At 70.3% G+C, this 17,064-nt stretch carries 19 protein-coding genes; 11 read left to right on the forward strand and 8 right to left on the reverse strand.

Annotated features, from left to right (window positions below):
* Positions 1 to 268: 268 nt before the first annotated feature.
* Both ACIP79_RS22915 and miaA read right to left on the reverse strand, forming a co-directional pair.
* Positions 269 to 778: a hypothetical protein gene (locus ACIP79_RS22915; RefSeq protein ID WP_383679437.1), complete on the reverse strand. Its 510-nt coding sequence runs from the start codon at positions 776 to 778 to the stop codon at positions 269 to 271.
* A gap of 108 nt (positions 779 to 886) precedes the next feature.
* Positions 887 to 1,825: a tRNA (adenosine(37)-N6)-dimethylallyltransferase MiaA gene (gene miaA / locus ACIP79_RS22920; protein ID WP_401226175.1), complete on the reverse strand. Its 939-nt coding sequence runs from the start codon at positions 1,823 to 1,825 to the stop codon at positions 887 to 889.
* Positions 1,826 to 2,070: 245 nt separating this feature from the next.
* Here miaA and ACIP79_RS22925 point away from each other — a divergent pair, with 245 nt between their 5' ends.
* Both ACIP79_RS22925 and ACIP79_RS22930 read left to right on the forward strand, forming a co-directional pair.
* On the forward strand, positions 2,071 to 2,265 hold the full coding sequence (locus tag ACIP79_RS22925) for a gliding motility protein (protein ID WP_401226178.1): 195 nt from the start codon (positions 2,071 to 2,073) through the stop codon (positions 2,263 to 2,265).
* A 22-nt stretch (positions 2,266 to 2,287) separates the two neighbouring features.
* On the forward strand, positions 2,288 to 2,551 hold the full coding sequence (locus ACIP79_RS22930; protein WP_401226180.1) for an antitoxin: 264 nt from the start codon (positions 2,288 to 2,290) through the stop codon (positions 2,549 to 2,551).
* A gap of 243 nt (positions 2,552 to 2,794) precedes the next feature.
* Here ACIP79_RS22930 and ACIP79_RS22935 read toward each other — a convergent pair whose 3' ends face one another.
* From ACIP79_RS22935 to miaB, 3 genes are all read right to left on the reverse strand, one after another.
* Entirely contained in the window at positions 2,795 to 3,526 is a 732-nt protein-coding gene (locus tag ACIP79_RS22935; RefSeq protein ID WP_401226183.1) for a class III extradiol dioxygenase subunit B-like domain-containing protein, read from the reverse strand.
* Between the two features lie 240 nt (positions 3,527 to 3,766).
* Positions 3,767 to 4,033 (reverse strand): hypothetical protein, encoded by a 267-nt coding sequence (locus tag ACIP79_RS22940; RefSeq protein WP_383679329.1) that lies wholly within the window; start codon positions 4,031 to 4,033, stop codon positions 3,767 to 3,769.
* Between the two features lie 115 nt (positions 4,034 to 4,148).
* The gene (miaB, locus tag ACIP79_RS22945) at positions 4,149 to 5,675 is read right to left on the reverse strand and encodes a tRNA (N6-isopentenyl adenosine(37)-C2)-methylthiotransferase MiaB (RefSeq protein ID WP_401226185.1); all 1,527 of its coding nucleotides are present in this window, start codon (positions 5,673 to 5,675) and stop codon (positions 4,149 to 4,151) included.
* 177 nt (positions 5,676 to 5,852) lie between these two features.
* On the opposite strand from miaB, the gene ACIP79_RS22950 reads away from it, so the two are divergent.
* Positions 5,853 to 6,851 (forward strand): TAXI family TRAP transporter solute-binding subunit, encoded by a 999-nt coding sequence (locus ACIP79_RS22950; protein ID WP_401226187.1) that lies wholly within the window; start codon positions 5,853 to 5,855, stop codon positions 6,849 to 6,851.
* Between the two features lie 126 nt (positions 6,852 to 6,977).
* Here ACIP79_RS22950 and ACIP79_RS22955 read toward each other — a convergent pair whose 3' ends face one another.
* Both ACIP79_RS22955 and ACIP79_RS22960 read right to left on the reverse strand, forming a co-directional pair.
* Positions 6,978 to 8,384, reverse strand: a complete 1,407-nt coding sequence (locus tag ACIP79_RS22955; RefSeq protein WP_401226190.1) for an ATP-binding protein — start codon at positions 8,382 to 8,384, stop codon at positions 6,978 to 6,980.
* 9 nt (positions 8,385 to 8,393) lie between these two features.
* Positions 8,394 to 9,080 (reverse strand): response regulator transcription factor, encoded by a 687-nt coding sequence (locus ACIP79_RS22960; RefSeq protein WP_383679317.1) that lies wholly within the window; start codon positions 9,078 to 9,080, stop codon positions 8,394 to 8,396.
* A 306-nt stretch (positions 9,081 to 9,386) separates the two neighbouring features.
* On the opposite strand from ACIP79_RS22960, the gene ACIP79_RS22965 reads away from it, so the two are divergent.
* The 8 genes from ACIP79_RS22965 (at position 9,387) to ACIP79_RS23000 (ending at position 15,882) form a co-directional block, all read left to right on the forward strand.
* Positions 9,387 to 10,163: an amino acid ABC transporter ATP-binding protein gene (locus ACIP79_RS22965; RefSeq protein WP_383679314.1), complete on the forward strand. Its 777-nt coding sequence runs from the start codon at positions 9,387 to 9,389 to the stop codon at positions 10,161 to 10,163.
* A 148-nt stretch (positions 10,164 to 10,311) separates the two neighbouring features.
* A complete protein-coding gene (locus ACIP79_RS22970) occupies positions 10,312 to 11,154 on the forward strand; it encodes a glutamate ABC transporter substrate-binding protein (protein ID WP_401226194.1) in 843 nt (280 codons plus the stop codon).
* A gap of 75 nt (positions 11,155 to 11,229) precedes the next feature.
* Entirely contained in the window at positions 11,230 to 11,895 is a 666-nt protein-coding gene (locus ACIP79_RS22975; protein WP_401226196.1) for an amino acid ABC transporter permease, read from the forward strand.
* Entirely contained in the window at positions 11,892 to 12,791 is a 900-nt protein-coding gene (locus tag ACIP79_RS22980) for an amino acid ABC transporter permease (RefSeq protein WP_401226198.1), read from the forward strand. Before ACIP79_RS22975 ends, ACIP79_RS22980 begins: the two co-directional genes overlap by 4 nt.
* Before the next feature lie 213 nt (positions 12,792 to 13,004).
* A complete protein-coding gene (locus ACIP79_RS22985; protein WP_401226200.1) occupies positions 13,005 to 14,684 on the forward strand; it encodes an FAD-dependent monooxygenase in 1,680 nt (559 codons plus the stop codon).
* 116 nt (positions 14,685 to 14,800) lie between these two features.
* Positions 14,801 to 14,872 carry a putative leader peptide gene (locus ACIP79_RS22990; protein WP_401226285.1) on the forward strand — a complete coding sequence of 24 codons (72 nt, stop codon included), beginning with the start codon at positions 14,801 to 14,803 and terminating at the stop codon, positions 14,870 to 14,872.
* A gap of 75 nt (positions 14,873 to 14,947) precedes the next feature.
* Positions 14,948 to 15,475, forward strand: a complete 528-nt coding sequence (locus tag ACIP79_RS22995; RefSeq protein WP_383679299.1) for a cysteine dioxygenase — start codon at positions 14,948 to 14,950, stop codon at positions 15,473 to 15,475.
* Positions 15,472 to 15,882: a rhodanese-like domain-containing protein gene (locus ACIP79_RS23000; protein WP_401226203.1), complete on the forward strand. Its 411-nt coding sequence runs from the start codon at positions 15,472 to 15,474 to the stop codon at positions 15,880 to 15,882. Before ACIP79_RS22995 ends, ACIP79_RS23000 begins: the two co-directional genes overlap by 4 nt.
* Positions 15,883 to 16,181: 299 nt before the next feature.
* Here ACIP79_RS23000 and recX read toward each other — a convergent pair whose 3' ends face one another.
* A complete protein-coding gene (gene recX / locus ACIP79_RS23005; protein WP_401226205.1) occupies positions 16,182 to 17,063 on the reverse strand; it encodes a recombination regulator RecX in 882 nt (293 codons plus the stop codon).
* Between the last annotated feature and the right edge of the window lies 1 nt (position 17,064).

The raw sequence follows: 17,064 nt of genomic DNA on the forward strand, positions 1-17,064 counted from the left end.
CGTCGGAAGGCGGCCCGGGAAACCACCGAGCCGCGCCATCGAGACCCGAGCAGCGAAACCACCGGGGCACACCGTCGGAAGATGGGGAGGGAAATCACCAGGTCACGCGGCCGGGACCCGGACGGAGAAACCGCCGAGCCGCACCATCGGAAGCCGGGCGGGATGGCCGCCGAGCCGCACCATCGGAAGCCGGGCGGGAAAGCCGCCGAGCCGCGCCTCAGGGCGCCGGGTAGCGGAGCCGCCGGGGCACGCCGTACCGCGGAGTACGTCAGCGCAGCCGCGCCACGCGCCACACCGCGAGCACCACCACGGCTGCGACCATCACCACGTACGCGATCACCACACGCCAGTCGGGGCCGCGCCCCGAACCGCGCGGCGGGAAGCCGGGCCAGGTGTGGCCGACGCGGCGGGCGGCCATCATTCCCCAGCCGGCCGCGCACGAGCAGATCAGCAGTCCGAGCATGGCGACCACGGCGCCGCCGTCGCCGAACTCGAAGGCAAGCGGGAAGGCGAACATCAGGGAGCCGATCGCGGCCAGGCCGACGATGGGCGCGAGCTGCCAGATGCGCAGCCGGCGCTGCGGACGCAGCTCGACCTCGACCTCCGGCTCCGGTGACATCTCGCCGGGACCGGGACCGTCGGCGATCACGCCGTCCGGAGTGTCCTCGGGGCCGTCGGAAATCAGCGGTTCTCCGTCCGGATCCAGGTTCAGGCGATCGCCTTCCGGATCGATACCGTGCTCAGTGTCTCGTGCGGTGTCACGAGGGCCGGCCTCCATCGCCACGCGCCCTCCCAACTCGGACTTTCACTGGTCGATCGAAGCTCGATGATGGCACGGCGCCGGAGGCCGGGATGACGGCCGGAGCGTCCCGATGCCATGACGTGATCAGGCTGTGACCGGTCGTTCGACCAACGCCAGTGCGAGCTGCGGGAGTTCCGTGAGATCTGCCGCGGCCCCACTTAGCCAATGCACCCGCGGGTCGCGTCGGAACCATGAATCCTGGCGGCGCGCGAAGCGCTTGGTGGCACGTACGGTCTCGGCGCGCGCCTCCGCTTCGGTGTACTCCCCCGCCAGCGCGGCGAGTACCTGCTGATAGCCGAGTGCGCGCGCGGCCGTGCGCCCTTCGCGCAACCCCTGCGCCTCCAGTGCCCGCACCTCGTCGACCAGACCCGCGCCCCACATCCGGTCGACCCGGCGCGCGATGCGCTCGTCCAGCTCGGGGCGCGCCACGTCGACGCCGATCTGGAGGGTGTCGTACACGGAGTCGTGGCCCGGCAGATTGGCGGTGAAGGGCTTGCCGGTGATCTCGATGACCTCAAGGGCACGGACGATACGGCGGCCGTTGCTGGGCAGGATCGCGTGTGCGGCCTCGGGGTCGGCCACGGCCAGCCGCGCGTGCAGCGCGCCGGAACCGCGCAGGGTGAGTTCCTCCTCCAGCCGGGCCCGTACCTCGGGGTCGGTGCCGGGGAACTCGAGATGGTCCACGGCCCCGCGGACGTACAGCCCGGAACCGCCCACCAGGATCGGCCAGCGGCCATCGGCGAGCAGGGTGTCGATGCGGTCACGAGCGAGCCGCTGGTACTCGGCGACGCTGGCGGTGACGGTCACGTCCCAGATGTCCAGGAGGTGGTGCGGGATTCCGCCGCGCTCCTCGGACGTCAGCTTGGCCGTGCCGATGTCCATCCCTCGGTACAACTGCATGGAGTCGGCGTTGACGATCTCGCCTCCGAGGCGGCGGGCGAGGAAAACGCCCAGATCGGACTTTCCTGCCGCGGTCGGTCCGACGACGGCGATGACCCGGGGGGTGGGGGGTGTGCTTCTCACCGTCCCAGTCTCCCAAACGTACAGACCCATCCTCGAACGAGTTACGTAACGGCAAAACTCCGAGGTCGTTGCCTGTGCGAGGTTCCAGCCGCCGGCATTCGAGGGCCGGTGACCCGGGCGACGCAATGGGACGCACCGGGCGACGCGGGATTTCGCCCTCACGAGTAACGTATGGAGTGGATATGGGCGTTTTTGCATGGCTTTTCCGGAGGTCGAGGACTACGGAGGGGGCGTCAACCGCTGAGGTGCAGGCCGACACGGCGTCGACCGGGGCCGAGGCGGCGGAAGCGGCGGAGGGTTCGTCCGTGACCGAGGCCGAGGTGACGGCGGAGACGGTGGAGACGGCCGGAACCGCCTCCGCGGAGGACGTCGAGATCCCCCAGCAGCAGACCGCCGAGAAGGCCGCCGACAGCGAGGCCGGCGAAGGCGCCCGCACGTGACTGCCCGCGAGGAAGGTGGACGATGGGTCTCCTGGACAATCTGAAAGCCAAGCTGGCGCCCGCCAAGGACAAGGTCTCGGACCTCGCGCAACAGCACGGGGACAAGGTCGGCCTGGGGCTCGACAAGGCCGCCCGGGTGGTCGACGAGAAGACCAAGCACAAGTACAGCGACAAGATCGTGACGGGCACGGACAAGGCGAAGGGCGCCGTGGACCGCCTCGCGCAGAAGGACAGCGGCGGCACCACACCTCCGGCGGACACACCCCCTCCGCCCGCCGCTTCCTGAGCAGGACACCCCGGCGGACGACCGCGGAGCACTCCGGGCTCCTCGGCCGTCCGTCCGCCGTGTCATGGCGGGCCCGCCTACGAGACCTGCCTCGCGGCGGCGTCCGGTGACCGGTGACCGCCCTTACGGCCGGGCCGCAACCAGAAGCGTTCGAGGACTACCTCACGTGGCCGATTGCTGAGTCCGCCTACGACCAGCCGCACGCCTTCGAGGACCAGCTCACGCGGCGCCCGGTGACCGCCCCTACGACCACGCCGCCACCAGATACCCCACTCCGTACGGCGCGTCCTCGTACAGCAGCGCGCCGCCGAGGCCCGCGCCCTCCGCGGCGCCCGCGAGGACCTGCCAGGGGGCCCGCCCGGACGCCTTGAGCTCCTGAGCCAGCTCCGCGTCCATCGCTTTGAGGGCGGCCACGTCGGCCGACCCGAGGGCACGCGCGGCCTCCGCGTCGAAGCCCGCCGCGCGCTCGTCGAGATAGCCGGGCGCCTTGAGCGTCCGGCACGCGCTGGCGTCGCCCATCACCAGCAGCGCCACCCGCCCGGCCCGCGCGCCGATTCCCTCCCCCACTTCGATACACCGCTCGGCCTCCAGAGGTTCCCCCACCCCGAGCCCCTCGACGGGGGCGTCGGACCAGCCCGTGTGCTCCAGGAGCCACCCGGCGACGGCCAGTGAGGGCGGCAGCTCGCGCCCGTCCGCCCGCGGGCCCGCCTCGTCACCGGGGTCCGCGTTTCCCAGGCGTACGTCGATATCCACGCCGAAGCCCCGGAAGGAGCCCTCGGTGCCCGCGGCGTGCGGACCGCGCCCGCTCTGTTCCGCGGGGCCGACGACGACCAGCAGGTCGGGGCGGGAGGCGGCGAGCAGGCCCAGCGCGTCCGTACAGGCGGCTCGCGCGGCGTCGAGCTCGGGCGCCGCGCCGACGGCGACGTCCGGCACGAGCAGCGGCGGACAGGGGCAGACTGCGGCGGCTACAAGCATGATCGGCAGCGTAGTCCGCGTGCGGCGGTACGGCTCAGCGGCGGACGTAACCGACCGGCGCACGTCACCGGTCACCGGCCGAGGCATGTCACGGGCCGACGCATGTCACGGGCCGGCGCACGTCACCGGTCACCGGCCGAGGCATGTCACGGGCCGACGCATGTCACGGGCCGGCGCATGTCACCGGTCAGCGCATGTCACCGGTCGCGGACGCCGTGTCGCTCGTCGGCGAGCGGGACGTCACTCCTCGATGAGCACGTGCGTGAGGTCGATCGCGGTGAGGACGAGCACCACGAGCTTGCCGTCGCTGATCACGTACTCGATGAACAGGCTGCGCGACAGGGCCACCTCGCGGGTCGCCTCGTCACCGCCCACGGCGTGCGAGAGCTTGTGCCGCGGGTCGGCGAGCAGGATCGCCAGTCCCCGTTCCAGCACCTCCCCGCGCTCGGCGGGGAGGCTGTCCCGGACGCGAGCGGCGCGCTCGGTGAATTCCACGCTGTACGGCATGGGCGGATCCTTCCCGGCACGGGCCCCTCACAGTCCCGGCCACGTCCGTTGCCGGAAGGGCGGGCGTGGTACGGGCGACGCACGTAGCCACACCCGCACCCGACGGCCGGCGCCGTCAGTCGCAACCACATCCGTTGCCCGCCGCGACCGGCAGTGGTGCCGGCACGCCGATCTTCGGGAGGCCGAGCATGACGCCCGCCGGTTTCGCGGCCGAGGCGGCGTTCCGCTTCTCCCAGGCGTCGCCCGCGCGCGTGCGGCGCACCTTCAGGGTGGGGCCCTCGGCGAGGAGGTGGTGCGGAGCGGCGTAGGTGATGTCGACGGTGACGACGTCGCCGGGGCGGACGTCCTCGTCGGGCTTGGTGAAGTGGACCAGGCGGTTGTCGGGGGCGCGGCCGGAGAGGCGGTGCGTGGCGCCGTCCTTGCGGCCCTCGCCCTCGGCGACCATCAGCTCCAGGGTGCGGCCGACCTGCTTCTTGTTCTCGTCCCAGGAGATCTCCTCCTGGACGGCCACGAGACGCTCGTAGCGGGCCTGGACGACCTCCTTGGGGATCTGCCCCTCCATGGTGGCCGCCGGGGTTCCGGGGCGCTTGGAGTACTGGAACGTGAACGCGTTCGCGAAGCGGGCCTCTCGGACCGCGTACAGGGTCTGCTCGAAGTCCTCCTCGGTCTCGCCGGGGAAGCCCACGATGATGTCGGTGGTGATCGCCGCGTGCGGGATGGCGGCCCGCACCTTGTCGATGATTCCCAGGTAGCGCTCCTGGCGGTAGGAGCGGCGCATCGCCTTGAGGACCGTGTCCGAGCCGGACTGCATCGGCATGTGCAGCTGCGGCATCACGTTCGGCGTCTCGGCCATGGCGGCGATCACGTCGTCCGTGAAGTCGCGTGGGTGCGGCGAGGTGAAACGCACACGCTCCAGGCCCTCGATCGTGCCGCAGGCGCGGAGCAGCTTACTGAAGGCTTCACGGTCGCCTATGTCACTGCCGTAGGCGTTCACGTTCTGCCCCAGCAGCGTGATCTCGGAGACGCCCTCGCCGACGAGGGCCTCGATCTCGGCGAGGATGTCGCCGGTCCTGCGGTCCTTCTCCTTGCCGCGCAGCGCCGGGACAATGCAGAAGGTGCAGGTGTTGTTGCACCCCACGGAGATCGACACCCAGGCGGCGTACGCGCTCTCGCGGCGGGTCGGCAGCGTGGACGGGAACGCCTCAAGGGACTCGGCGATCTCGACCTGCGCCTCTTCCTGTACGCGGGCGCGCTCCAGGAGGACCGGCAGCTTGCCGATGTTGTGCGTGCCGAAGACGACGTCCACCCAGGGGGCGCGCTTCACGATCGTGTCGCGGTCCTTCTGCGCGAGGCAGCCGCCGACGGCGATCTGCATGCCGGGGCGCTTCGTCTTCATCGGGGCGAGGCGGCCGAGGTTGCCGTACAGCCGGTTGTCGGCGTTCTCCCGGACCGCGCAGGTGTTGAAGACCACGACGTCCGCGTCGCCGTCCGCGTCCTTGGGCGCGCGGACATAACCGGCTCCTTCGAGGAGCCCCGAGAGCCGTTCGGAGTCGTGGACGTTCATCTGGCACCCGTAGGTGCGTACTTCGTACGTCTTGGTTTCCTGAACGTCCACTGCCTGGCTCCGGTCGCTGCTGGTCATGCGACAAGGGTAGGCGGTACCTCGGACAGCCTCCGCCGCGCGGAGTCCGACAGTGCGGAAGCGGCGCCGGAGCGGTGCCCCGACCAGGGCCCGGCGTGCGGGTTCGCGCCGCCCGACGTCCGGGGCCCGCGGCCCCGCCCTGGTCAGACCGGCGTCCGGGCTGGCAGGATCGCGCGCATGTTCCAGGCACTCCCCCGCATCGGCAGACGCCGCGCGCTGCTCGGCTCGGCAGCCGCCTTCGCGGTCTTCGGGCTGCTGCTGTGGTGGCTGCTGCCGCTGGGCGAGGAGTCCCCGGGCGGCAGGATCACGTTCAGCACCGGGACGCCGACCGGGGTCTACCAGAAGTACGGCGAGCTGCTCCAGGGCGCCCTCGACAAGGACATGCCGCGTCTGGACGTACGGCTCCAGAACAGTGAAGGGTCGCAGGAGAACGTCCGCCGGGTGGCCACCGGACAGGCCGACTTCACCGTCGCGGCGGCCGACGCGGTGGAGACGTACATGCTCCAGGACAGGCAGGGAGCGGACATGCTGCGCAGCTGCGCGCGGCTGTACGACGACTACGTGCACCTGGTGGTCCCCCGCACGTCGTCCGTGCGGTCCGTGGCCGACCTGCGGGGCAAGCGGGTCGCCGTGGGGCCGACCGGTTCCGGCGTCCGGCTGATCGCGAACCATGTCCTCCAGGCCGCCGGACTCGACCCGGTGAAGGACATCGACCCACTTGCCGACGGCATCAGCACCATGCCGGAGAAGCTCAGGCGGCACCAGATCGACGCCTTCTTCTGGTCCGGCGGCCTGCCGACGAGCGCCGTGCTGGAACTCTCCAAGACCTCCGACATCAGGCTGGTGCCGATAGGGACCGACCTGATCACGAAGCTGCACGAGCAGGGCGGCGCCTCCCGGTACTACCGGGCCGCGGTGATGCCCGCCGATGCCTATCCCAAGGCCCAGCTGGGCTCGTCCGTGCAGACGGTGGCGGTGGCGAACCTCCTGGTCACGCGGGAGGACACGGACGCCGGGCTCACCGAGGAGATCACCCGCACGGTGATAGACAGCCGCGACCGCATCGGCGGCGTGGTGCACGCGGCACAACTGGTGGACCTGCGGACGGCCATCTACACGGATCCGCTCCAGCTCCACGAGGGCGCCCGGCGCTACTACCGGTCGGTCAAACCGTAGGCCGTACCGTCGCCCGGCCATAGGCGCAACTACCGCGCCGTCAAGCCGTGACCGTCCGCCTCCGACCGTCCCGCCCCACGGGCTGGCCCGCCCCACGGGCTGGCCCGCCCCACGAGCTGGCCCGCCTCACGAGCTGGGCCGTGACCTCGGCACCCGCACCGTCACCTTCAGGCCGTGCGGCTCGTGGTGGTCGTACGCGATGGAGCCCCCCGCGGCGGTGAGCAGCGCGCGGGAGATGGACAGGCCAAGGCCCGAACCCTTGATGTTCTGGTGGCCGGCGCTGCGCCAGAAGCGGTCGCCGATGCGGGCCAGGTCGTCGTCGCTGAGCCCCGGTCCGCCGTCGGTGACCACGACGGTCGAGGACTCGCCGTTCGAGGCGACCCGCACCTCGACGCTCTCCCCCTCGGGCGTGAACTTCAGTGCGTTGTCGATCACCGCGTCCAAGGCGCTGGAGAGGGTGACCGGATCGGTCCAGGCGGTGGTGGCGGGGCAGGTACCGAGGAGGCGGACGCCATTGCTGTCGGCGACCGGACCCCACGCCGCCACCCGCTCGGCCGTGAGCTCGCCGATGTCGGTGAGGCGCAGGTCCGCCTCGGCGTGCTCGGCGAGCGCGAGGTCGAGGAGGTCGTCGAGGACGTGCGCCAGGCGCTTGCCCTCGGTGCGGACCGAGGCGATCTCCTCATTGCCCTCGGGGAGTTCGAGAGCGAGCAGTTCGATGCGCAGCAGCAGGGCCGAGAGCGGGTTGCGCAGTTGGTGCGAGGCGTCCGCGACGAAGGCGCGCTGCTGCTCGAGCACGTCCTCGACGTTGTCCGCCATCTCGTTGAACGACCGGGCGAGGCGCCGGAGTTCCGGCGGCCCGCCGGCCGCCGCCACCCGGGACTTCAGGCGTCCGGTCGCGATGTCGTGGGTGGTGGCGTCGAGAACCCGTACGGGCCTGAGCACCCAGCCGGTCAGGCGCAGGGCGGCGCCGAGGGCGAGAAGCATCGCGGCGATCTCGCCCGCCCCGATGATCAGCCAGCCGTGCAGGGTCTTCGAACGCATCTGTCCGGTGGGAGAGTCGGTGACCACTACGGCGACGACGTCACCGTCCTTGACGACCGGGGACGCGACGATGAGCCGGTGCCTGTCCCAGGGCCAGACCTGCTCGGGGTCGTGGCTGCGGCGGCTCCCGAGCGCCTCGTTGAAGCTGTCGCGTCCTTCGCCCGTCTCGGGCAGCAGCCAGCTGTCGGGGGCGTTGGCCATGGGCGCGTCGTCGCGGTAGAAGACACCGGCCCGGATGCCGTACAGGCTGAAGTAGCGCGCGAGTTCCTTGCTCAGGGTCTCCCGGCGTTCGTCCGTGGTGCCGCTCAGGGCGCTGGTCGCCGGATCGGCGACGTACTGCGCGAGGGCCGCGAAGCGAGCCGTGTCGTCTATGCGGTCGACGACCACCTTCTGCTGCTGCGCGGCGGCGATGCTCACCGCGAGCGGGACGCCGAGCGCGAGCAGTACGGCGGCCATCAGGACGATGAGCAGCGGGAAAAGACGTGTACGCAACTGTCCCCGCTACGCCACGGGAGCGACGAGCCGGTACCCGACGCCGCGCACGGTCTCGATCAGCGCGGGCATCCCCAGCTTGGAACGGAGGGAGGCGACGTGCACCTCCAGGGTGCGCCCGGTCCCCTCCCAGCTGGTCCGCCACACCTCGCTGATGATCTGCTCCCTGCGGAACACCACTCCGGGCCGCTGGGCCAGCAGCGCGAGCAGGTCGAACTCCTTGCGGGTCAGCTGGACGACCGAACCGTCGACGCTGACCTGGCGGGTGGGCAGCTCGATGCGTACGGGGCCGAGGCGCAGCGCGCTGTCACCGGGGGCCGAGGCGTCGTCGGGGACACTGCGCCGGCTCACGGCGTGGATACGGGCGAGCAGCTCTCCCGTGTCGTAGGGCTTCACCACGTAGTCGTCGGCCCCGAGATTCAGGCCGTGGATCCGGGAACGTACGTCCGCGCGCGCGGTGACCATGATCACCGGAGTGCTGGTGCGCTTGCGGATCTTGCCGCAGACCTCGTAGCCGTCCTGGTCGGGAAGGCCCAGGTCGAGCAGGACGACCCCGAAACCGTCGCTCTCCGGCACCAGCGCCTGAAGCGCCTCCTCGCCACTGCGGGCGTGCGTGACGTGGAAACCGTGCCGTGCCAGGACCGCGGAGAGGGCGGCGGCGACATGGTTGTCGTCCTCGACGAGGAGCAGTCTCATTCCGGCCCCCTCGGGTTCATCGGTCGTACGGTGTCGGATCATCCGTCGTACGGTCCCGGGTTGTAAAACCACGGGCACGCGCGCGTGCACCCTGGCAGTCACGCTGATAGGTAAGGACGGCGTCAAGAGGGTTCGGGTTGCGCACGGCTTCCGTTATCCAGCCGGTACGCGCCCCGTTGACGGCCGCTACACAATGTGGCCAGCCGCTATCGGATCGTTATGCTCAATTTCCCCTCAGATGTAATGACGCTGGTCGTACGGGGTCACTACTGTCCTCCCAAACCGCGAGGACGGAGCCAAAAAGCGATGACCGAAGTATCGGTGGCCAAGGACGCCGTGGCCGCGACCGAGGAACTGGTCGTCCTGAAGAGCGTCAACAAGCACTTCGGCGCGTTGCACGTGCTCCAGGACATCGACCTGACGATCGCCCGTGGCGAGGTGGTCGTGGTCATCGGGCCCTCCGGGTCCGGAAAGTCCACCCTGTGCCGCACCATCAACCGTCTGGAGACGATCGACTCCGGCGACATCTCGATCGACGGAAAGCCGCTGCCCGAGGAGGGCAAGGCACTGGCCCGGCTGCGGGCCGACGTCGGCATGGTCTTCCAGTCCTTCAATCTCTTCGCGCACAAGACGGTGCTCGAGAACGTGATGCTGGGCCAGGTCAAGGTCCGCAAGGCCGACAAGAAGGCGGCCGAGGAGAAGGCCCGCGCTCTGCTGGACCGTGTCGGTGTGACCACGCAGGCGGACAAGTACCCGGCGCAGCTGTCGGGCGGTCAGCAGCAGCGCGTGGCGATCGCCCGGGCGCTGGCGATGGACCCCAAGGTCATGCTCTTCGACGAGCCGACCTCGGCGCTCGACCCCGAGATGATCAACGAGGTGCTGGAGGTCATGCAGCAGCTCGCACGCGACGGCATGACCATGATCGTCGTCACCCACGAGATGGGTTTCGCTCGTTCGGCTGCCAACCGGGTTGTGTTCATGGCCGACGGACGCATCGTCGAAGAGGCTGTGCCGGACCAGTTCTTCAGCAATCCCCGAAGCGACCGGGCCAAGGACTTCCTGTCGAAGATCCTGCACCACTGACGTCCCGCACTTCTTCGTGACCGAAGGCCGTTCCCGACGGCCTGACCTGCTGAAGGCTGCACCACTGAGGGTCGCGACCGAAGACCTGCACCACTGAAGGCCCTTTCACCAAGGCCTGCATCTCTTCACCACTCAAAGGATGTTCACCATGAAGCTCCGCAAGGTCACAGCCGCCTCGGCCGCCGTTCTCGCACTCGCCCTCACCGCCACGGCGTGCGGCTCCGACGACAAGGACGACTCCGGCTCCTCCTCTTCCGGCGGCAGCAAGAAGATCACCGTCGGTATCAAGTTCGACCAGCCCGGTATCGGCCAGAAAACGCCGGACGGCTACGCGGGCTTCGATGTGGACGTGGCGACGTACATCGCCAAGGAGCTCGGCTACTCGGAGGACCAGATCGAGTGGAAGGAGTCGAAGAGCGCCGACCGCGAGACCATGCTCCAGCGCGGTGACGTCGACTTCATCGCCGCCTCCTACTCGATCAACGAAGAGCGTCAGGCGAAGGTCGACTTCGCCGGCCCGTACCTGCTCGCCCACCAGGACGTGCTGATCCGTGCCGACGACGACAGCATCAAGTCGCCGGAGGACCTCAACTCCAAGAAGCTCTGTTCGGTGACGGGCTCGACCTCGGCGCAGAACGTCAAGGAGAAGCTCGCCCCCAAGGCCCAGCTCCAGGAGTACCCGACGTACTCCGCCTGCCTGACGGGCCTCCAGAACGGTGCGATCGACGCGCTGACCACGGACGACTCGATCCTCGCCGGCTACGCCTCGCAGGAAGCCTTCAAGGGCAAGTTCAAGCTCGGCGGCTTCAAGATGACCAACGAGAACTACGGCATCGGCGTCAAGAAGGGCAGCGACCTCAAGGCGAAGATCAACACCGCCCTGGAGAAGATGGTGTCGGACAAGGCCTGGGACAAGGCCGTGACGGACAACTTCGGTCCGGCGAACTACAAGAACGAGCCCGCCCCGAAGATCGGCGACATCAAGGCATGACGTAGGGCCTGAGAGGTGCGCCGCCCACGAGGGCGGCGCACCCGGGCATCGCCACACGCGGAAGCGCGGGAGATCGTGTTCGACTTTCTTGAAGGTTACGACCTGCTGGGAGCCTTCTGGGTGACGGTGAAACTCACCGTCTTCTCAGCGATCGGCTCCCTGATCTGGGGAACTCTGCTGGCCGCCATGCGGGTCGGCCCGGTGCCGCTGATGCGTGGCTTCGGCACCGCCTACGTCAACATCGTGCGGAACATCCCGCTGACCGTGATCATCCTCTTCACCTCGCTGGGACTCAGCCAGACCCTCGGTATCAATCTCGGCGCGGACACGTTCGAGGCCATCAACTTCCGGCTCGCCGTGCTCGGTCTGACCGCTTACACCGCGGCGTTCGTGTGCGAGGCGCTGCGGTCCGGCATCAACACGGTGCCCGTCGGCCAGGCCGAGGCCGCACGCGCCATCGGCCTCAACTTCACCCAGGTCCTGACGCTGATCGTGCTGCCGCAGGCGTTCCGCTCGGTCGTCGGCCCTCTGACGAACGTACTGATCGCACTGACGAAGAACACCACGGTCGCCGCCGCGATCGGTGTCGCCGAAGCGGCGACGCTGATGAAGGAGATGATCGAGAACGAGGCCCAGCTCGTGCTGATCTCCGCGGTCTTCGCGTTCGGATTCGTGTGTCTGACGCTGCCGACCGGCCTGATCTTCGGCTGGGTGGGCAAGAAGGTGGCGGTTAAGCGATGAGTTCGGTCCTCTATGACGCGCAGGGCCCACGGGCCAAGCGCCGAAACGTTCTCTTCACGGTGGTCTTCGTCGTCGCGTTCGCGGCGCTCGCGTGGTGGGTGCTCTCCAGCCTCAACGACAAGGACCAGCTCGCCTGGGCCAAGTGGGAGCCGTTCGTCCACACCGAGGCGTGGACGACGTACATCTGGCCGGGCCTGCAGAACACGCTCAAGGCCGCGGCGCTCGCCATGGTCATCGCCCTGCCGCTCGGCGCGGTCCTCGGCATCGCGCGGCTCTCGGAGCACGCCTGGGTGCGGGTTCCGGTCGCCACCGTGGTGGAGTTCTTCCGCTCCATTCCGGTGCTGGTCCTGATGATCTTCGGCAACGCCCTGTACGCCGAGTACACCAACGTCAGTTCGGACTCCCGTCCGCTGTACGCGGTCGTCACCGGGCTCGTGCTCTACAACGCCGCGGTGCTCGCGGAGATCGTCAGGGCGGGCATCCTGTCGCTGCCCAAGGGCCAGTCCGAAGCCGCGATGGCGGTGGGCCTGCGCAAGAACCAGGTGATGCGGTTCATCCTGCTTCCCCAGGCGGTCACGGCGATGCTCCCGGCCATCGTGAGCCAGCTGGTCGTGATCGTGAAGGACACCGCCCTGGGCGGCGCCGTTCTCACATTCTCCGAGCTGCTCGCCTCGGTGGGCCCGATGAGCGGCTACTACGGCGCGAACACCATCGCCAGCTTCACGGTCATCGCACTGATCTACATCGCCCTCAACTTCGCCCTCACGACCTTCGCGAGCTGGCTGGAGCGGCGGCTGCGACGGGGCAAGAAGTCGACCGGAGCGGTCGTCGGCGCCGGCGCGGTCGAGGAACTCGCGGCACCCGGCGACCACGGGGGCACCACCAAGGCGCCGTGACCCGCCGGGCTCCCTGGCTCAAGACCGGGCTCCCTGGCTCAAGAACTGACGAGATGTGAGCAACCGGAGGCAGTGGCGCGAGCGCCACTGCCTCCGTCACTTGACGCAAGCACCGGCAATGGGTTGCATACGTTCTGTGATCGTGCACCCCGCCCCAACTGGCTTTTCCCGTACGTCCCTCAGGACACCGCTCCGGGCGGGGGGCAACGCGCCGTGGACCCGGTGATCATCGTCGGGGCGGGGCCCGTGGGGCTCACGCTCGCCCTGGCACTCGCCCGCCAGGAGGTTCCCTCCGTGGTCCTGGACGAGGGGCCGGGCAAGGACGAACAGCGGCCGGCGCGAACGGTGGTGCTGCGCGAGGACACCGCCGCGCTCATCGAGCGGCTGACCGGCTTCCCGCTCTCCGGGGCCGGCTTCCGTTGGGCCGGATGGCGGTCGATGCGGCGCAAGCAGGTGATGCGCGAGATCAGGTTCGGTGCCGGAGGTTCCGAGGACGCCGAGAGCCTGGACGATCCCAGCCGCACCGAGGATGCCGCCGCCACGGAGCTCCCGGGTGACGACGAGCCGTACACCGCCCCGCTGCACGTCGCCCAGCACGTGCTGACCGCCGCCCTGCGCGGCGCCCTCGCCGGCGAACGGCTCGTCAAGATCGCCTCGGACAGCCGCCTCGACTCCATGGAACAGGAGACGAACGGCGTCACCGCGCACACCCGCGGCCCCAAGGGCACGTGGTGGCGCGGCAGTTACCTGGTGGGCTGCGACGGCCCCCGCTCCACCGTGCGCAAACTCCAGGACATCCGCTTCCCCGGCCGTACCGCCGTCGAACGACACGCCGTGGCGGCCCTGCGTACGGAACTTCCCTGGCCCGGCGAAGCGTTGTTGCACCGTATGCCGCCATGGCGGACCTCGGGCCCCTCGGCCGGCGAGGTGACCGCCCGTCCCCTCGCCGACAGCGTGTGGCGGCTGGACTGGCTGCTGCCCCCGGGCAAGGACCTGGTCACGCCCGAGCTGCTGGTCGCGCGAGTCCGGGAGACCCTCGGCGGCTGGAGCGGGGGAACCACCCCGCCGTACGAGCTGCTCGACACCGGAGTCCACACCGTCCATCACCGCCTCGCCCGCCGGTGGCGCTCCCGCCGCGTCTTCCTCGCCGGGGACGCCGCCCATCTGCTCGGCGCGCTCGGCACCCAGGGCCTCGACGAGGGGCTGCGGGACGCCGACAACCTCGCCTGGAAGCTGGCGCTCGCCTGGCACCACGGACCGCACGAGGCGCTGCTCGACAGCTACCAGGCCGAGCGGCGCGCGGTCGTCGCGGCCCGGCTGCGCGCCGCCGACCAGTCGCTGCCCCTGCTGCGCGGCGGCGGAGGGCTGCGCGCGTACGTCCCCGGGTCGGCCCGGGGACACGACGCGCTGCTCACGGACGGTCACCTGGGGCACGGCCTGCTGGGTGCGCCGGGGTCGTACGCCGACTCGCCGCTCGCGCCTCCGTACGCCGAGGCGCAGACTCCGGTGGACACGGCACCAGGAACGCCGGTCGTCGACGTACGGGTGACGGCGGAGGACGGCTCGTTCGTGCCCCTGCGGGAGCGGCTCGGGCGCGGAGTCCTGCTCGTGGTGCTCATCGCACCGGGCACCGGCGTGTGGGAGCGGAAGCACTGGGTGACGGCCGGAATCATGCCCCGGCTCGCGGCCGCCGTGACCGCGCTGCCGCACCCGGCCGAGCTTCTGGTCGCGGAGAGTTACCCGGGCGCGGCCGCCCACACAGTGCTGCTCGTCCGCCCCGACGGGCATCTGGTGACCGCGCTGAGCGGGGTGCGCCCGGCCGATCTGTACGCCGCCGCCGAGGCGACGGTGGGTGGACCGTCGAAGACGGAGGCGACGGCGAGCACGAGTTGATCACACGGTCGCTCGAACCCGGCTCGAGCGACCGCGGACCCGGCGGTCCACATAGTGACTGTCAGTTGACCCGTCTCCACCACCATGGTGTACTCCGGATCGTGACCGATACCTGTGTGCACCTGTGGCGGAGGGTCCATATGGACCTGATCCGCTACGCGGGCTGCGTCTGTCACCCGTCCTGCTGATTCGCATCCCTCTTCCCGCGTGAGCCGCTTCTCGACGGCCGCGGGCTCCCAGGCGAAACCCCCAGGACGGTAAGTGTGTCTGTGTCACCCTCTGTCTCCGCGCCCACGCAAGCTCCCACCCAGGCCGAGTTGCTCGACTTCGTGCGCCGTAGCGCCGCCGACGCCGAACTGATCGCCTCCCTGCCGCTCGACCCCGAAGGCCGCACCTGGGTCCGCCTCGAAGGCCCCGGGGGCAGCGAGGCCTGGCTCATCGGCTGGCCGCCCGGTACCGGAACCGGCTGGCACGACCACGCCGACTCGGTCGGCGCCTTCCTCACCGCCTCGGGCGAACTCCGGGAGTACTCCCTCGCGGCCCGGCTTCCCACCGACGGGTGGAAGACCCTCGAACTCAGCGAAGGTGTGGACCGCGAGCGGCGGTTGACGGCCGGCAAGGGCCGCTCCTTCGGCCGCCACCACGTGCACGAGGTGCTCAACGAGTCCACCGAGGAGCACGCGATCTCGGTCCACGCCTACTACCCGCCCCTGCCGCAGATCCGCCGCTACAGCCGCACGGGCCAGGTGCTCCGCCTGGAGCAGGTCGAGCGCCCGGAGGACTGGCAGTGACGGCCCAGCCCTCGGCGGGGCGACACCCCTTGGGCATCGACGAGTTGCTGGACAAGGTCCGCGAGGGACTCGACCGTGTGGAGGCCGAGGAGGCGTACGCCGCCGACCGGGCCGGTGAGGCCCTCCTGGTCGACATCCGCTACGCCGCCCTGCGCGAGCGCGACGGCCTGATCCCCGGCGCCCTCGTCGTCGAGCGCAACGAACTGGAATGGCGGCTCGACCCCCAGGGCAGCCACCGAGCCCCGGAGGCCACGAGTCACGACCTGCGGGTCGTGGTGGTGTGCAACGAGGGCTACGCGTCGAGCCTGGCGGCCGTGTCCCTGCGGCAGTTGGGACTGCACCGGGCGACCGACCTGATCGGCGGCTTCCAGGCGTGGAAGGCGGCCGGGCTTCCGGTGAAGCAGTGACGCGGTGACGCGGTGACGCGGTGACGATCCAGGTCGTACGTCGATGTGGGCGCCCCTGACGTAAGGGGTGCCCACCGTTGCGTGCTGGTCCTTACGCTGTTGGGCCTCTGGGGGTACCCGGGCGGCCCTTACCCTTTTGGACCTCGGGGGGTTAACGGGGTCCTCTGCTCCCGGACCCGAGGGCGCCCGGCGGCAACCTGGATCACCCCGGGGGCAACCGGGTCACCTGAGCGGCCACGGCCACCGATACTGAGCGGCCCCCGATACCGAGCCGCCATCGCTCCGGAACGGCCGCCGGATCAGAACCCCTCGTCCTCGAGCCCCTCCGTGTCCTCGCCCTCTTCCTCCAGTGCCTGGCGAACCACGCGCAGGGCCATGCCCTGGGGATAGCCCTTGCGGGCGAGCATGCCCGCGAGACGCCGCAGCCGCTTGTCACGGTCGAGGCCGCGCGTGGAGCGCAGCTTGCGGGCGACCAGCTCGCGCGCGGTCGTCTCCTCCTGCTCGGAGTCGAGCTGTCCGACCGCCTCGTCGATCAGCGCCGAGTCCACGCCCTTGGTCCGCAGCTCCTGCACGAGCGCCCGTCTGGCCAGGCCCCGTCCGTGATGCCGGGACTCCACCCAGGCGTCGGCGAAGGCACTGTCGTTGATCAGGCCGACCTCCTCGAAGCGTGACAGCACCTGCTCCGCCACGTCGTCGGGGATCTCACGCTTGTGCAGCGCGTCCGCGAGCTGCTTCCGCGTGCGCGGGGTCCCGGTGAGCAGGCGAAGGCAGATCGCCCGCGCCCGCTCGACCGGGTCCGCTGGGGGCTCCCCCTTCTCGGCCCTCGACGAGGAAGGGGCACCTCCGTCCTGTGGGTCGCCGGACGGCTCGCCGAAACCGCCACGCCGCCGACGCCCTCGTCCACGCGGCCCGCCGTCACCGCGCCGGCCACCGCCCCGGCGTGAGCCGCCGCCGGGTGGACCGGCGCCCCAGGGCGACTCCGCACCGCCCCGCGAACCGCTCTCCGGCGACGACCCTCCGCTGTCCGGATCGCCGCCGTGGAACCCGTCGGTACCGGTCCCACCGCCGTACGCCCTGTCACCGTCTCCGGCCGAGCCACCCACGCCCCCGTCATACGCCTGCCCCTGCCCCTCCGGGGCGGCAGGGTAGGTGTACTCGGCCCAGTCGGTTCGTCGCGTCATG

It is taken from the genome of Streptomyces sp. NPDC088747 (genome assembly GCF_044751025.1).
Taxonomy (GTDB): Bacteria; Actinomycetota; Actinomycetes; order Streptomycetales; family Streptomycetaceae; genus Streptomyces.

Coding starts and splice junctions, on each gene's coding strand:
- ACIP79_RS22915 (WP_383679437.1), bottom strand. CDS start 778: ATGGAGGCCGGCCCTCGTGACACCGCACGAGACACTGAGCACGGTATC.
- ACIP79_RS22930 (WP_401226180.1), top strand. CDS start 2,288: ATGGGTCTCCTGGACAATCTGAAAGCCAAGCTGGCGCCCGCCAAGGAC.
- ACIP79_RS22935 (WP_401226183.1), bottom strand. CDS start 3,526: ATGCTTGTAGCCGCCGCAGTCTGCCCCTGTCCGCCGCTGCTCGTGCCG.
- ACIP79_RS22940 (WP_383679329.1), bottom strand. CDS start 4,033: ATGCCGTACAGCGTGGAATTCACCGAGCGCGCCGCTCGCGTCCGGGAC.
- miaB (WP_401226185.1), bottom strand. CDS start 5,675: ATGACCAGCAGCGACCGGAGCCAGGCAGTGGACGTTCAGGAAACCAAG.
- ACIP79_RS22950 (WP_401226187.1), top strand. CDS start 5,853: ATGTTCCAGGCACTCCCCCGCATCGGCAGACGCCGCGCGCTGCTCGGC.
- ACIP79_RS22960 (WP_383679317.1), bottom strand. CDS start 9,080: ATGAGACTGCTCCTCGTCGAGGACGACAACCATGTCGCCGCCGCCCTC.
- ACIP79_RS22965 (WP_383679314.1), top strand. CDS start 9,387: ATGACCGAAGTATCGGTGGCCAAGGACGCCGTGGCCGCGACCGAGGAA.
- ACIP79_RS22970 (WP_401226194.1), top strand. CDS start 10,312: ATGAAGCTCCGCAAGGTCACAGCCGCCTCGGCCGCCGTTCTCGCACTC.
- ACIP79_RS22980 (WP_401226198.1), top strand. CDS start 11,892: ATGAGTTCGGTCCTCTATGACGCGCAGGGCCCACGGGCCAAGCGCCGA.
- recX (WP_401226205.1), bottom strand. CDS start 17,063: ATGACGCGACGAACCGACTGGGCCGAGTACACCTACCCTGCCGCCCCG.